General features: G+C 68.9%; 17 protein-coding genes. 5 read left to right on the top strand and 12 right to left on the bottom strand.

Annotation, left to right across the window (positions count from 1 at the left end):
- The 3 genes from QZV94_RS07140 to QZV94_RS07130 form a co-directional block, all read right to left on the bottom strand.
- Positions 1–680 (bottom strand): dienelactone hydrolase family protein (locus QZV94_RS07140; protein ID WP_293677119.1); only part of this gene is annotated, 680 nt, incomplete at its 3' end.
- Positions 681–696: 16 nt separating this feature from the next.
- Positions 697–1,794, bottom strand: coding sequence for a redox-regulated ATPase YchF (gene ychF, locus QZV94_RS07135; RefSeq protein ID WP_293677118.1), 1,098 nt, complete (start codon positions 1,792–1,794; stop codon positions 697–699).
- A 79-nt stretch (positions 1,795–1,873) separates the two neighbouring features.
- A complete protein-coding gene (locus QZV94_RS07130; RefSeq protein WP_293677117.1) occupies positions 1,874–2,338 on the bottom strand; it encodes a hypothetical protein in 465 nt (154 codons plus the stop codon).
- 172 nt (positions 2,339–2,510) lie between these two features.
- Here QZV94_RS07130 and QZV94_RS07125 point away from each other — a divergent pair, with 172 nt between their 5' ends.
- The 5 genes from QZV94_RS07125 (at position 2,511) to QZV94_RS07105 (ending at position 7,334) form a co-directional block, all read left to right on the top strand.
- Positions 2,511–3,380 carry an SMP-30/gluconolactonase/LRE family protein gene (locus QZV94_RS07125; RefSeq protein ID WP_293677116.1) on the top strand — a complete coding sequence of 290 codons (870 nt, stop codon included), beginning with the start codon at positions 2,511–2,513 and terminating at the stop codon, positions 3,378–3,380.
- A gap of 75 nt (positions 3,381–3,455) precedes the next feature.
- A complete protein-coding gene (locus QZV94_RS07120) occupies positions 3,456–3,833 on the top strand; it encodes a VOC family protein (RefSeq protein WP_293677115.1) in 378 nt (125 codons plus the stop codon).
- 69 nt (positions 3,834–3,902) lie between these two features.
- The gene (locus QZV94_RS07115) at positions 3,903–4,184 is read left to right on the top strand and encodes a DUF2277 domain-containing protein (RefSeq protein WP_293677114.1); all 282 of its coding nucleotides are present in this window, start codon (positions 3,903–3,905) and stop codon (positions 4,182–4,184) included.
- A gap of 96 nt (positions 4,185–4,280) precedes the next feature.
- Positions 4,281–5,414, top strand: coding sequence for a S8 family serine peptidase (locus QZV94_RS07110; RefSeq protein WP_293677113.1), 1,134 nt, complete (start codon positions 4,281–4,283; stop codon positions 5,412–5,414).
- 9 nt (positions 5,415–5,423) lie between these two features.
- Positions 5,424–7,334, top strand: coding sequence for a trypsin-like peptidase domain-containing protein (locus QZV94_RS07105; RefSeq protein WP_293677112.1), 1,911 nt, complete (start codon positions 5,424–5,426; stop codon positions 7,332–7,334).
- 40 nt (positions 7,335–7,374) lie between these two features.
- Here QZV94_RS07105 and QZV94_RS07100 read toward each other — a convergent pair whose 3' ends face one another.
- The 9 genes from QZV94_RS07100 to QZV94_RS07060 form a co-directional block, all read right to left on the bottom strand.
- Positions 7,375–7,833 carry a hypothetical protein gene (locus QZV94_RS07100; protein WP_293677111.1) on the bottom strand — a complete coding sequence of 153 codons (459 nt, stop codon included), beginning with the start codon at positions 7,831–7,833 and terminating at the stop codon, positions 7,375–7,377.
- 94 nt (positions 7,834–7,927) lie between these two features.
- Positions 7,928–8,842: a hypothetical protein gene (locus QZV94_RS07095; protein WP_293677110.1), complete on the bottom strand. Its 915-nt coding sequence runs from the start codon at positions 8,840–8,842 to the stop codon at positions 7,928–7,930.
- A 66-nt stretch (positions 8,843–8,908) separates the two neighbouring features.
- Positions 8,909–9,667, bottom strand: a complete 759-nt coding sequence (locus tag QZV94_RS07090) for a hypothetical protein (RefSeq protein WP_293677109.1) — start codon at positions 9,665–9,667, stop codon at positions 8,909–8,911.
- A gap of 3 nt (positions 9,668–9,670) precedes the next feature.
- Positions 9,671–10,288 (bottom strand): aminoacyl-tRNA hydrolase, encoded by a 618-nt coding sequence (gene pth, locus QZV94_RS07085; protein WP_293677108.1) that lies wholly within the window; start codon positions 10,286–10,288, stop codon positions 9,671–9,673.
- Positions 10,289–10,318: 30 nt separating this feature from the next.
- Complete coding sequence (locus QZV94_RS07080; protein ID WP_293677107.1) at positions 10,319–10,942, bottom strand: 50S ribosomal protein L25/general stress protein Ctc; 624 nt, start codon at positions 10,940–10,942, stop codon at positions 10,319–10,321.
- Between the two features lie 132 nt (positions 10,943–11,074).
- Positions 11,075–12,112 (bottom strand): hypothetical protein, encoded by a 1,038-nt coding sequence (locus QZV94_RS07075; RefSeq protein ID WP_293677106.1) that lies wholly within the window; start codon positions 12,110–12,112, stop codon positions 11,075–11,077.
- A 118-nt stretch (positions 12,113–12,230) separates the two neighbouring features.
- The gene (locus QZV94_RS07070) at positions 12,231–13,166 is read right to left on the bottom strand and encodes a ribose-phosphate pyrophosphokinase (RefSeq protein ID WP_293677105.1); all 936 of its coding nucleotides are present in this window, start codon (positions 13,164–13,166) and stop codon (positions 12,231–12,233) included.
- A gap of 65 nt (positions 13,167–13,231) precedes the next feature.
- Positions 13,232–13,996 (bottom strand): peptidoglycan editing factor PgeF, encoded by a 765-nt coding sequence (pgeF, locus tag QZV94_RS07065; RefSeq protein WP_293677104.1) that lies wholly within the window; start codon positions 13,994–13,996, stop codon positions 13,232–13,234.
- On the bottom strand, positions 13,997–14,395 hold a 399-nt coding region (locus tag QZV94_RS07060; RefSeq protein WP_293677103.1), incomplete at its 5' end, for an SAM-dependent methyltransferase.

The raw sequence follows: 14,395 nt of genomic DNA, 5'->3' as shown, positions 1-14,395 counted from the left end.
GCGCCCTCGCCCTTGCCGGGGCCGTTGCGGGCGAAGAGGGCGAGGGTGCGGAGGCGAGCTAGGCGGGCAGAGTCCTCGTGGTAGTCGCGGCGGCGGTCCGACACGAAGCCGTGGCCGGCGTCGTAGAGGTAGATCGGAACCTCCGGGTGGCGCTCGCGGATCTCGTCGACCTTCGCCATGGGGATCGAGGCGTCGGTCTTGCCGAAGTGCAGGATCGTCGGACACTTGGGCGTCTCGTCGAACAGTTCGCTGATCCGCCGGCCGTAGAACGCGGCGGCGGCCGAGACGCCCTCGCAGCGGCAGGCGACGAGCCAGGTGGCGGCCCCGCCCCAGCAGTAGCCGGTGACGAAGCGAGGGCCTTCCAGGGCGTCCAGCGCCGCCTGTGCGTCGGCGGCGACCTGATCCCACGGCGTCGCCGTGGAGTACTGCACGCCCCTCTGGATCGAGGCCTCGGAGTAGTCGCAGGCGAAGCCGCGTTCGAGGCGGTCGTAGAAGGCCGGGGCGATCACCTCGTAGCCGTCGGCGGCATAGCCGTCGCAGAGCTCGCGGATGTGGTCGGTGACCCCGAAGATCTCCTGGATCAACAGCAGACCGCCGCGCCGCGCGTCGTCGCCCCGCACCCGGTAGGCGTCGAACTCGAAGCCGTCGTGAGAACTCTTCAGCCGGATGGTCTCGCCCACGCGCGGGCCTCCGTCGCTAGACGTTGAAGCGGAAGTTCAGCACGTCACCGTCCTGGACGACATACTCCTTGCCCTCCTGGCGGAACTTGCCGGCCTCCCGCGCGCCCGCTTCTCCCTTGAGGTTCACGTAGTCCAGGTAGGCGATGGTCTCGGCGCGGATGAAGCCCTTCTCGAAGTCGGTGTGGATGACGCCGGCCGCCGCGGGCGCGGTGTCGCCCTTGTGGATGGTCCAGGCGCGGGCCTCCTTGGGCCCGACCGTGAAGTAGGTCTGCAGGCCCAGCAGGTGGTAGGCCTCGCGGATCAGCTTGTTCAGGCCGGGCTCGGTGAGATCCAGGGTCTCCAGGAACTCGGTGCGCTCCTCGGGATCGAGCATGGCGATCTCGCTCTCGATCTGGGCGGAGATCACCACGTGGTCGGCGCCGTCGCGGGCGGCGCGTTCGGCCACCAGGCGGCTCATGTCGTTGCCGTTGGCGGCGGAGGCCTCGTCGACATTGGAGACGTAGAGCGCCGGCTTCGAGGTCAGGAGCTGCAGCATTCGCCAGGCCTTGTCGTCCTCGGCGGAGACGCTGGCCTTGCGGGCCGGGCGGCCGGCGTTGAGCTCCGCCAGCGCCAGCTGGACCAGGCGCAAGGTCTGGATGCTCTCCTTGTCGCCGGTCTTGGCGCGCTTCTCCAGGTTGACGACCCGCTTCTCCAGGCTCTCCAGGTCGGCCAGCATCAGCTCGGTCTCGATGGTCTCCAGGTCCGAAAGCGGGTCCACCTTGCCTTCGACGTGGGTGATGTCGTCGTCGATGAAGCAGCGGGCCACGAAGGCCACCGCGTCGCAGTCGCGGATGTTGGCCAGGAACTGGTTGCCCAGGCCCTCGCCCTTGGAGGCGCCTCGCACCAGGCCGGCGATGTCCACGAAGTTGATGCGCGCCGGGATGATCTCCTTGGACGGGATGATGGCGGCGAGCTTCTCCAGGCGCGGCTCGGGCACGGCCACGTCGCCGGTGTTGGGCTCGATGGTGCAGAACGGGTAGTTCGCGGCCTGGGCGGCGGCGGTCTGTGTCAGCGCGTTGAACAGGGTCGACTTGCCCACGTTCGGCAGGCCGACGATGGCGACTTTCAGGGCCATGGAAAGAGCGGTTCCTCAAATTGAGGCGCCGCACCTAGCACGCGACGCCGCCCGCGCGAAGCGGGCGGCGTTGTGGCGACTAGTTCTGGGTTCCGACACCGACGAAGCGCGTCGAGTCACTGGAGCGCCGGAAGGCGATCACGCCTGTGCGACCCTTGGCCGGCCCACTGACGACCTCAAGGAGGCCCCAGCAGTCGCTTTCGCCGTCCGTGTTCGCCGCCGGCGAGCAGTTGAAGCGCGCGGTGTAGTCGTTGGGCGCGAGGGCGCAGACGCCCGTGGCGGTGAACATCGATCCCGCGGGCGCGGTCCAGGTGGAGCATTTTCCGGTGGTCGTGCCTTTGCGGCCGTCCGCGAAGGTGGTGGTGTTACTGATGCTGAAGACCCGCGCGCCCTCGAACGGGCTGCCGGTCGCCGGGACCCGCACGCTGTCGATCAGCTTGAGGGTCGACTCGAACGTGAAGTTCTCGGCGGCGCTGGCCGCCCCCGGCGCGCAGAGCAGTGCTGCGGCGATCCACGCCGGCGCGGACTTGATGATCTTGGACATAGCAACCCCCGAAATGCGCCAGAGGACCTGCGCGCGACGCGTACGTTGTCGGGCGGCCGGCGACCCACAAGTGGACAAATTTGACCAGGCGACATTGCGCTCTATGACAAGCTAGGGGCCCGCGAAGAGGCGCCGCACTTCGACATTCCTGTCGATCGAGGAGGAACGAGCCATGACGTTCGAAGTGTTGGCCGAGGGGCTGCAATTCCCGGAGGGGCCGATCGCCATGCCCGACGGCTCGGTGATCCTGGTGGAGATCGCGCGCGGGACGCTGAGCCGGGTCTGGAACGGCAAGACCGAGGTGGTCTGCGATCTGGGCGGCGGTCCAAACGGCGCGGCCCTGGGCCCGGACGGCGCGGTCTATGTGACCAACAATGGGGGCGGCGGAGTCTCCGGGGGCGTGCGGCCGGTAGAGGATGGCGGGGTCGATTGCGTCGACCTTGCGACCGGCAAGGGCGAGCGGCTGTTCGCGAGTGTTGGCGAGCATCCGCTGTCGGCGCCGAACGACCTCGTGTTCGACCGGCAGGGCGGCTTCTGGTTCACCGACTTCGGCCGCACGACCGGCCGTACGCGGCATCTCAGCGGGCTCTACTACGCTGGGCCCGACGGCGCCGCGCCGGTGGAGGTGTCCTTCGGCGGCACCGGCTACAACGGCGTCGGCCTCTCGCCGGACGAGAGGGTGGTCTATTCGGCGGAGAGCTACACCGGCCGCCTAATCGCCTTCGATCTCGTCGCACCCGGGCAGGTGGTGAAGGGCGGCCGCGGCGGGCGGCTGGTAGGGAACGGGCCGGGCCGAGCGTTCTTCGACAGTCTGGCCGTGCAGGCGGACGGCGACATCTGCGTCGCCTCGATCGCCGACGGGATCACGACCATTACGCCGCAGGGAATGGCGTCGAGCACCTCGCTGCCGGACAAGATGACCACCAACATCTGCTTCGGCGGGGCCGACATGCGCGATGCCTACATCACCCTGTCGCAGACCGGCCGGCTGATCCGGATGCGCTGGCCGAAGCCTGGCCTGAAGCTGAACTTTGCAGGCTGACGCTACGGAGGAATTGTCAAACCGCCCCGCGCTTCGCACAAGTGCGGTTCTGCAACGAGAACTGGGAGGTAAAAGATGTTTTCGCACATCATGCTTGGGACAAACGACGTCCACCGCGCGAAGAAGTTCTACGACAACGTGCTGGGGACCCTGGGCGTCGCGCCTGGCAATGTCGATGACAACCGCCGCGTCTTCTACATGACCCCGCAGGGGATCCTGGCCCTCTCGCAGCCGATCAACGGCGAGCCGGCGACGGCGGCCAATGGCGGCACGATCGGCTTCGCCTGCGCCACGCCGGCTCAGGCCGACGCCTGGCACGCGGCTGGCGTGGCCAACGGCGGCACCACCTGCGAGGACCCGCCCGGCGTTCGCGACGGTGGCATGGGCAAGATGTACCTCGCCTACCTGCGCGACCCGGACGGCAACAAGCTCTGCGCCCTGCACCGGATGTAGCGGCCGTCGGGGGAGCCCTTTTCATGCCGTCCTGGAACGCTATCTAGGACGGCAGACGGAGGCGAACCCATGTGCCGTAACATCAAGACGCTGTTCAACTTCGAGCCGGCGGCGACGGATGAGGAAATCCGCGCCGCCTCTCTGCAGTTCGTGCGCAAGCTGAGCGGGTTCAACACCCCGTCAAAGGCCAACCAGGCGGCGTTCGACGCGGCGATCGAGGAGGTGTTCCAAGCGGGGCGCAGACTGCTCCATTCGCTGGAGACCCAGGCGCCCCCGCGGGACCGGGAGATCGAGGCGCAGAAGGCTCGGCAGCGCAACGCCGAGCGCTTCGGGACCAAGGCGTCGGCGTAGCGAGCCGGGCGGGTCGCAAGAGCTTCGCCATTGCAGCCGGAGATTGAAGGTGACACGGTTGCATTCGCCGTGAAGCCCGACAGCCAGAGGTTGCAGATGGCCGAGAACGAAACCCTCCATGTTCAACATGTGAAGGCGGTCGATGCGCCGCTGCAGCACGAGACGGCGCTGTTGCCCGAACTTCTCGAGGCCTCGAAGCTGATCCGGGTCAGTGAGGCGCGCGAGACGTTCAAGGTCGATGGCGCCGGCGTCACCGTGGCGGTCCTCGACACCGGCCTGCGGACCTCGCACGTGGACTTCGCCGGCCGCGTGCTGGCCCAGAAGAACTTCACAGCGGACAATGGCGGTGACGCCGACGACGCCAGCGACGGCCAGGGCCACGGGACCAACGTCGCCGGCATCATCTGCGCCGGGGATATCCATATCGGGATGGCGCCGGGCTCCGGCGTGATCCCGATCAAGGTCCTGGGGAACGAGGGCGGCGGTAGCTTCGACGGCATCCAGAAAGCCCTGCAGTGGGTGCTGGACAACCACGCCGAACACGCGATCACCGCCGTCTGCATGTCGCTGGGCGACAGCGGGAACTACCAGACGGACGATAGCTTCGCGAACGACGCGGTCGGCAATCGCATCAAGGCGCTTCGCCAGAAGGGCGTGGCTGTCTGCATCGCCGCCGGCAACGACTACTTCGCCCACAACAGCGTGCAGGGGATGAGCTACCCCGCAATCTTCCGCGACTGCGTCAGCGTCGGCGCCGTCTATGACGAGGACGTCGGCGCGTTCTCCTACCAGAGCGGGGCCGCGGTGACCGGATCGGGGCCCGACCGCATCACCCCCTTCTCACAACGCCTCCACGAGAAGGCCGGCAAGGCGTGCAGCACGGACATCTTCGCCCCGGGCGCGCCGATGACCTCGTCCGGGATCCTCAACGACACCGGCGAGTCGGTGCAGCACGGCACCAGCCAGGCGACTCCCGTCATCACGGGCGTGGTCCTGCTGCTGCAGTCCTACCACCTGCGCGTGACGGGCAAGCCGCCGAGCGTCGAGCAGGTGCTGGACTGGCTCACGACGAGCGCCAAGCCGATCCAGGACGGCGACGACGAGCAGGACAACGTCCTGCACACCGGCCTCACCTTCAGGCGTGTCGACGCCTTCGGCGCGCTCTCGGCCTGCGCCAGGAGTCTCGCGAAGGCGTCTCTGGAGGCCGCTGCGCGGGGCCCCCAGAGCTAGGCGCCGACCATGGCGATCGCGACGCCGGAGTTCCTGGAACCCATCCCTTCCCGTGTCGAGGACCTCCCCGGCCTGGGGATCGCTGACTCGGGCATGTTCCGAGACCGGGTGCGGATGAATCGGGCCCTGCCCAAGATCCTCGTCTGCACGGACGAGGAGGAAGCGGCCGAGTTCGAACGCGTCGTCGGCGACGACGACCTGCTGCCCTTCTACGTGCTCGAACTGGGCGCCCGGCTCGGCACAGCGGTCTGCAAGGTGGGGTTCGACGACGAGAAGGATGGAACGGGGTTCCTCATCGGGCCCGACATCCTCGTGACCAACAACCACGTGATCGCCACCCCGGCGCGAGCGCGGCAGGCGCGCTGCATCTTCGACTATCAGCTTGGCGTGGAGCGCAAGCCGCTCGAGACGGTGATGTTCAAGCTGGACCCCGACGCCCTGTTCATCACCAGCGATGCCAGGACGGGCCTGGACTACACCTTCGTGCGCATCGATGCCGCCGCCTCGGCGCGCTACGGCGTGGTGCCGGTGAGCCGGGGCTCGTTCACGAACGTGGAGCGGGAGTTCGCGCACATCGTCCAGCACCCCGACGGGAAGATGAAGCGGGTGGCCTATCGCGACAACCGGATCATGCAGGATTCCGGCGTCACCGTCCGCTACACGGCCGACACCATGCCCGGAAGCTCGGGCTCGCCGGTGTTCAACAACGACTGGCAACTGGTGGGGCTGCACCACTCGGCGATACGGGTGACCCAGGCCGAGATCGACGCCCAGCCCGGGCTCGCGGGCTACAAGTACCTCAACGAAGCGATCAAGTTCGCCGCCATCGCCGCCGACCTCGAACAGCGCCTGGGGGCGCCGGAAGCGGTCGCGGCGCGCGAGGTGCTGGCCTGCTTCCGCGACACCGATTCCCTGCTCGGCTACTTCGGCGTCCTGGGCCGGCCCACCGACGAGGGCGCCACCGGCCTGGAGAAGGTGGTGAAGGGCTATAGCGGCGAGGCCCACGACATCGATGTCGGCTTCTGGAACGTCGAGTGGTTCTCCAACCGCTACCTCGACAAGACCGCCGACGTCGCCAAGCTGGTGGCCGAGCTGCAGCTGGACGTCTACGCCCTGAGCGAATCCTCACCGGCCGCCGTGGCGCACCTCGCCAAGCATCTGCAGACCCAATACGGCCTGGACATGGCCTGGGAGGCCTCCGAGCCGGGGGCGCCCGACAGCAAGCAGAGCACGACGCTGCTGTGGAACAGGCGGACGGTCGAGCGGATACCTGCGGAATGGCCGGCCGAGGTCGAAGCGTGGTTCCAGGTTCGCAGCCAGGACTTCGGCGACTTGCAGCTCGAAGCGGTTCATGGCAAGATCTTCGACCGGTACCCGGCGCTCTATCGGTTTCGGGCGCTGAACCGCGAGGGCCTGGGCGCGCCGTTCGACTTCAACCTCGTGCCGCTGCATCTCAAGGCCATGACGGAGGGTGCGCTGCGCCGAGCGATGGCGGCCAGGATCCTGGGGGCGGCGATCGCCAAGACCACGGCGTTGGACGGCGAGGCGGACTGGCTGGTCGGCGGCGATTTCAACGCCGAGCTCGCCACCGGTGACTTCACCGCCCTGATGCAATCCATGACCCCGATCTCGGCGCAGGACGAGGAGGAGGGCGCCATGACCTACCTGAAGGCGCCGAACTCCCTCATCGACCACATCTTCATCTCACCCAACCTGGCCAAGACCTACGGCGCCAAGGACTTCTTCATCGTCGCGGCGGACACGAAGACGCCGGACTACGTCAAGAAGGTGTCCGACCATCGCCCCGCGCTCGTCCGCCTGAGCCTGAAGAGCGACACGCCATCCGCGCCTGCGACCACCGCGCTGCCCGCGGGCCTTGCTGCGGCTCTGGCCGTGCTGGCCGGGGCCCGGGTGAGTTAGCCCCCGATGGCGGACACCGGGGGCCGGCTGGTCAGCTAGTCTAGTTCCAGAAACCCGTACCCATGTTCCCGCCCTGGCCGTTGCTGCCTGAGGTGAATGAGCCTGTGCGGCCCTTGAAGCGGCCGCCCGTCCCGATCAGCTTGCCCCAGCAGCTCTGACCAGGCCCCGGGACCTCGCAGGTGAACCGGACCGTGTAGAGCTCGCCGGTTGCGTCGGCGTAGGTGCACACCGAGTTGCTGCCGAACTGCTGTCCCGGCGGCAGAATCCACTGCGCGCACTTTCCGGCGATCTGCGTGACCTTGCCGTCGGCGTAGGTGGTCTTGGTGTCGAGGGTGAAGATACCCGCGCCGGAGGGACGCCCACTCGGCGTCGGGGCGGGCAGCTGCACGCGGTCGATCTGTTTCGACGTCGAGGTGAAGGTGAACATCTCGGCGGCGACGGCGCCGAGCGGCGCGCATAGCGACAGGCCTGCAGCGCAGGCTAACAGACGAATTTTCATGGCTTCTCTGCCCCGTAGATGGCGGCCGATCGGCCGCGACGGGCGAAGATGCGCCCCAGCAAAGGCCTGGAACAACTGCACAAATTGAATCTAGCTAGACCGCCGGCAACGCCGTTCCGACGCCGACCTTGCGAAACTCCGCGCGGGAGGCCTGCGCCGCGGCGGCCAGTATCTGAACCAGCTGGATGGCATAGAAGACCCCCAGCTGTTCCCTGGCGGCGGGCTGGAAGATGACGAAGCCGTCGGCGTCCAACTCGGCCAGGCCCGCATCGGCCGCCTCGTGGAAGATGCGGCTGACCTGCACGCGCGAGGCGCCGGATATCCGGGCCAGCCCCGCGATCGAAACCGGGCCTGCTCGTGCAGGAGGGAAGGCGGGATCGGCGTCGCTGACCACGAGGGTCCGCAGGATATGGCTGCCGGCGTAGGGATGCAGGAAGACGCGCAGGAAGTCGGACACCGCGGCTTCGCCGCCCACGCCCATGGCGGCCAGCATGCCCTCCGCGTGGATGCGGCCGAATGACTGGCGGAGCCGGGGGCCGCCGGTGTCGAGGAACGGATCGATGTCCGGTGAGATCAGGCGCGCTGCTTCGAGGGCGGCGATGAAGTGGCGGTCCCAGGCGACCAGGAATGCCGGGGTGGGTGCGTACAGGTCAGGTCCGCCCCGCACGGGAACGCGGTCCAGGTAGGCGAAGTGCTGCAGGAACTGCAGCAGCGAGCGCGCGCGGCCGGGGCTGAGCAGGCCAGAGCGGCTGCAGACGGCCTTCAGGCGAGGCAGGGTGAGACCGCCGTCCTCATGCAGGGCGAATCCCCACATGGCGGCGAAGTAGCGGCCCGCGTCCTTGAAGATGGCGTCCAGAGCGCGGTCGTCGGCCGAGATCTCCAGCATCGCGCGCGCGAGGGTCCGGGCGGCGGCGGGAAAGTTGGGGTGGGCCGAAACCCGTCCCATGGCGGCGAAGATGTCCGCGTCGGCGTCGGCCCAGGAGTCCAAACCCTCCGAAGTCTCAGGCATGCCGACCTCCGCCGCCGACCAGACACGGCCAATCGTCAGCAGTGTCCAGCAACCTGCGGCTGAGGGTCAGCCTTCCGCAATCGCCCTGGCGGCCAGGTCGCGCCAGTGCTTGGCTTCTTTGCGGAAGGTCGCGTTGAGCCTCTCTATGCGCTTGTCCATGTCGGCAAGCGCTTCCTGGGCCTCTGCCCGGCGGCCATTGCGGGCCATGAAGGCGGCGTAGCGGGCGAAGCCCTCGAAGCCCGGCAGCCGCTCGGCGGCCCACTGGTAGGCCTCGTCGGCCTCGGCGACGCGGCCCAGGCCCTCGTAGGCGCGACCGAGCGCCACCGCGGCGCTGGGCGTGCGGCCATGGGCCTGGTCGTTGCCGAGCGTCCCCAGGACCTCGAGCGCCTCCTGATGGCGTTGGAGTTCGAGCAGGGCGTTTGCGCGACCGAGCAGCAGGGCCGGGTCCTCGGCGTGGATCCCCTTGGCGGCGTCGAAATAGAGCCGCTCAGCCTCCTCCGGCTTCCCCAGGGCCATGGCCGCGGCGGCCAGGCGGGACTGGTTGCGCACGGTGGGGGCGTCGTCGCAGGCGGTCTTCGCCTCGCGGTACTCGCGGCTGGGGTCCAGGCTCTCGCGCGCGGCCTTGGTGATCCGCCGGGCCGTGGAGCCGCCGAACAGGTCCGGCAGGACGTGGACGATGGCGTAGACCAAGCCGCCTAGCGGCATGAACAGCAGGATGATGAACAGCCAGTACGACTCGCGGCCGGTGCGCACCGCGTGGACGCAGAGCAGGACCGACAAGACCAGCGTCAGGCCGATAAGGCCCAGCGGGAACTGGCCGAGCATGGGCTATTCCCCCCGCGCCAGCTTGCGCGGGTCGAGCTTTTCGGCCGGCGCGAGGCGCATGACCTCGGTCTGGTACTTCTCGTCCTCGCCGGCGGCCAACAAGGGCGCGGCCTCCGCGCAGGCGGTGAGCAGCGGCTCGACCCACTTCATGTCGGCCTTGTGGAAGTCCGACAGGACATGGCCGTGGACCAGGTCCTTGTCGCCGGGGTGGCCGGTGCCCAGTCGGGCGCGCCGGAAGTAGGGGCCCACCTGGGCGGCGATCGAGCGCACGCCGTTGTTGCCCGCCGCGCCGCCGCCGGCCTTCATCCGGAAGCGGCCGGGCGCCAAGTCTATCTCGTCGTAGAAGACCACCAGGTCGGCGGGGTCGATCTTCAGGAACTTCAGGGCCTCGCCCACGGCGCGGCCGCTCTCGTTGTAGTAGCCCTGCGGCTTGAGGATCAGGGTGCGGACCGGGCCTGAGGGCGTGTCGATGGCGCCTTCGGCGACGGCGGCATGGAAGCGCGAGCGCGGCTTGGGGAAGCCCCAGCGGCGCGCGATCTCGTCCACGGCCATAAAGCCGATGTTGTGGCGGTTCTTGGCGTAGGTCGGGCCGGGGTTCCCCAGCCCTGCGATGAGCAGCACGTTCGTCCCCCCGCGGGGATGAGCGGAGTCTTATGCCTCGCCGCCCTCGGCAGCAGCGGCTTCGCCCTCTTCGCCCTCGGCCGGTTCGGCGCCGGTCCTCGACATGGCGATCGAGGCGACCACGGTGTCGGCGTCCAAGGCGGCCTCCACGTTCGCGGGCAGCTTCAGGTCGGAGACGCGGACCGAGTCGCCGATGTCGAGACCGGTCAGGTCGATCACGATCTCTTCAGGGATCTGGTCGGCGTGGCAGGAGACGGTGACCGTGTGCAGGGTCACGCCCAGCGTGCCGCCGCGCTTCAGGCCGGGGCTCTCGTCCTGGTGAGCGAAGTGCACCGGCACTTCGATCTTGATCTGCTGGTGGGCGTCCACCCGATAGAGGTCGAAGTGCCACGGCTCGTCGGTCACCGGGTGCATGTCGATGGCCTTGGCGATGACCGGCTGCCTCTCGCTGCCGTGCTGCAGGGTCACCAGGTGGCCCAGAAGCTTGCCGGTGTAGAGCGCCTTGCGGAACTCGTTGGACTTGACCGCGATGGCCACCGGATCCTTGTCACCGCCATAGAGGACGCCGGGCACCATGCCGGAGCGACGGGTCGCGCGGGCGCCCCCGGTGCCCGTCTGGGCGCGCACTTCAACGTTCAAAACGATCTCGGCCATGGCCTTGCCTCAAAACGATACGGCTCAAAACGAAACCGCCGCGCGACGCGCGCGCGGCGACAGGAGTCCAAAAAGGGTGCGCGTAGATACACAAAACCCGTGACGGGCGCAACGCCTCGACTGAGGCGTCGCTCAGCTCTTGTTCTTGCCCCTCTTCGCCGGCGGCTTCTTGGTATGCATGCCCTTGGCGATCGACTTGGCGTCGGGGACGAAGCGGGCCTCATAGGGTTCTGCGAGTCCGGCGGCCTTGATCATGCAGCGCCCGGTATCCATCATGGCGTGCTGGCCGAGGCAGAACACGTCCTCATAGTGCGGCCGCGCCACCGCCAGGCATTGGTAGAGGTTCAGCTTCGACATGCTCATGCAGCGGCCGATGTTGGGCTCGCTCATCAGGCCCATGACCTGGTTCAGCTCCGCGTCACCGGCCTGGCCCAGGGCCGCCAGCGCCGCGATCGCCAGGCCCCGCACCACCGTGGTCGTGTAGGGCGGCCCCGCCGCGGCGGGCGCCAGGCTCATGGGCGCAGCGCCCAGGGAGGCCTGCTGCAGCCGGGTCGTCTCGGCCACATCGCCCAGCATGGCGGCCGTGGACGCGGACTTGGCGTTCGCCAGCCGGCTGTCGCGTTCCTGGACGTCGACCTTGGACCAGGGCTGGCGCTGCAGGTCGTAGGCCGCCTGCTTGACCGCCTTGCCTCCGTCGTAGAGCGACTGCCCGTCACCGCCGAGGGCCGCCACCACCAGGCCCGCCGCGCTCTGTGCGCCGTTGATTCCCAGCACATAGGCCGGGTCCTTGAGGATCTGGTAGGCGACCTGCTGGCGTTGTGTGCGGTCCGCCACATAGAGGCGGACGCCGGCGACGAAGGACTTGTCCTGCAGGGCGACCACGGCGGCGTAGGCCATGGCGCCCTTGACCATCTGGTCCGGCTCATAGGCCGCGCCGGTCTTGAGCGAACTGGCGATCGCCGAACCGTCGGTGAAATTGGGGGCGATGCCGGTCGTGCGGACCATGTAGGCCCGGTAGGCGCTGGCCATCTCGATCAGCCGCGGCGACAGGGTCACGGACGGCGGCGGAGGCGGCGCGGGCGGGACGATCACCTGCGGCGGCGCGGCGCACCCGGCCATGACAAGGGCAGCCAGCACGGCCGAAACGGCTAGGCGGATACGAAGCGGCATCAGACGGTTTCCCCTCTTGCGAGTGGTGGAATCGTTCGGCGGCCCCCCGAAGGGTCAAGCCTTAACCGGGTCCGCGGCTCGCGGGCAAGCGTGGCCGGGCGGATGCGACGATGGGCCCTCAGTCGAACAGCTTCGACACGCTCTCTTCGTTGGCGATGCGCCGGATCGCCTCGCCGAGCAGGCGGTCGCAGCTGACGTAACGGATCTTCGGCGTGTCGCCGACCCGCTCGGGGGCGGCGATGGAGTCGGTCATCACCAGTTCCTTCAGGACCGAGCCCTGCACCCGCTCCACCGCCCCGCCGGAAAGGACGCCGTGGGTCACATAGGCCGAGACCTCGGTCGCGCCGCCGTCGATCAGGGCCTGGGCGGCATTGCATAGGGTGCCGCCGCCATCGATCATGTCGTCGAACAGGATGCAGCGCCGGCCCTCCACGTCGCCGATGATGTTGGCCACCTCGCTCTTGCCGGGGCCGGCCCGGCGCTTGTCGACGATGGCGAGGTCGGCGTTCAGCCGGCTGGCGAGGCCCAGCGCGCGCACCACTCCACCCACGTCGGGCGAGACGATCAGCAGCTCCTTGGGCTTGCCGTAGTTCTCGCGGATGTCACCGGCGAGCAGCGGGGCGCTGACCAGGTTGTCGACGGGGATGTCGAAGAAGCCCTGGATCTGGCCGGAGTGCAGGTCCATCGACAGCACCCGGTCGGCCCCCGCGCGGGTGATCAGGTTGGCCACCAGCTTGGCCGAGATCGGGGTGCGCCCGCCGGTCTTCCGGTCCTGTCGCGCATAGCCGAAGTAGGGGGTCACCGCTGTGATCCGCTTGGCTGAGGCGCGTTTCAGCGCGTCGATGCAGACCAGCAGCTCCATGAGGTGGTCGTTGGCGGGATAGCTGGTCGACTGCAGGATGAAGACGTCCTCACCGCGGACGTTCTCGTCGATGGTGACCCAGACCTCGTTGTCGGCGAACCGCTTCACCTGGGCCCGGCACAGGGGCACGTCCAGATGGGAGGCGACGGCCTGGGCCAGAGTACGATTCGAGTTGCCGGCCAGCAGCTTCATCGCGTCCCCCAAGTCGGTATGCGCGGGCTAATACCAGCGCCTTGGCCTGAGTCCACCCCTCCCGACTAGGTCAGCACGATCGCCGACAGCAATCGCCCGTAGTCCGGCTCGCCCCGCCTGAAGGCGCGGCGGTTGGAGAAGAACAGGTCGGGCTCGGCGCAGGTGTCGCGGCCGATCCACTCGCAGGCATCGACGCCGGCGCCCTGCAGCCGCGCCAGCACGAAGGCCGGGAGGTCGAACTGGCGCTTGTCCGGCGCGTCGGCGGGGGAGAAGAAGCGTGCGTAGCCCGGGTCGAAGTGGGTGAACCGCGCCACGTACTCCAGGCCCACTTCGTAGGACTGTGGCCCGATGCAGGGACCGATCGCGGCGCGGATGCGGTTGCGATCGGCGCCCAGGCTCTCCATCCGCGCAACGGCGGCCTCGACGACGCCGGTGAGGGCGCCCTTCCAGCCGGCATGGGCGGCGGCCACGACGCGGGCCTGCGGGTCGGCCAGGAGGATCGGCGCGCAGTCGGCCGCGAGGGCGCCGCAGATCGCACCCGCCGTGCGGCTGGCGACCCCGTCCGCCTGGGGCGGCCCGGCCGGCCAGGGCCCGTCGGCGACCAGGACGCTGGCTGAATGGACCTGGTAGGCGGTGACCAGGTCGCCGCCGAGGTGGGCGGCCGCGCGGCGGCGGTTTTCCTGCACCGCCTCGGGGTCGTCGCTGGAACCCGCGCCGACGTTCAGGCTGGCGTACACGCCCTCGGAGACACCGCCCTGTCGCGTGAAGAAGGCATGGCGGATGCCAGGAAGGTCCAGCAGTGGCGAGGTGAGGACGGGGAGGTCGGTCATCTAGGCGTCCTCGAACGCCGGCGGCGTCCAGCCCGGCGAGTGCAGGCAGCAGGCCTTGAAGAGGTCGCCCATCTGGTCGCCGGCGACCAGGCGGTGCAGCTGGCGGCCGATCGTACTGGCCTTGTCCGGCCGCGCCCGGACCAGGGCCTCGGCCCGCTCGCCGATGCCCATCCGGGCCAGGAACTGGGCCTGTGTGAGGATGGCGGCGGCGGCGCCTTCGCGCTCGGCCGCGGCCATCACCGCCGGGAAGTCGGCGTGGACGGTGAGGTCGGCCTCGCCCGGGCAGGCCAGGGGGTCGACCGTTTTGTGGCGCCGCAGGGCCTGCAGGGTGTCTCCGAAGCCCGGGCGGTCGCGGCCGTAGTCTATCAGCAGCGCCGCGCCGCCGTCGGCGGCCAGCCG

Source organism: uncultured Phenylobacterium sp. (assembly GCF_902826855.1).
In the GTDB taxonomy this organism is placed as follows: Bacteria; Pseudomonadota; Alphaproteobacteria; order Caulobacterales; family Caulobacteraceae; genus Phenylobacterium.
The sequence above is the reverse complement of the archived record's forward strand: the minus strand, read 5'-3'. Positions and strand labels throughout refer to the sequence as shown.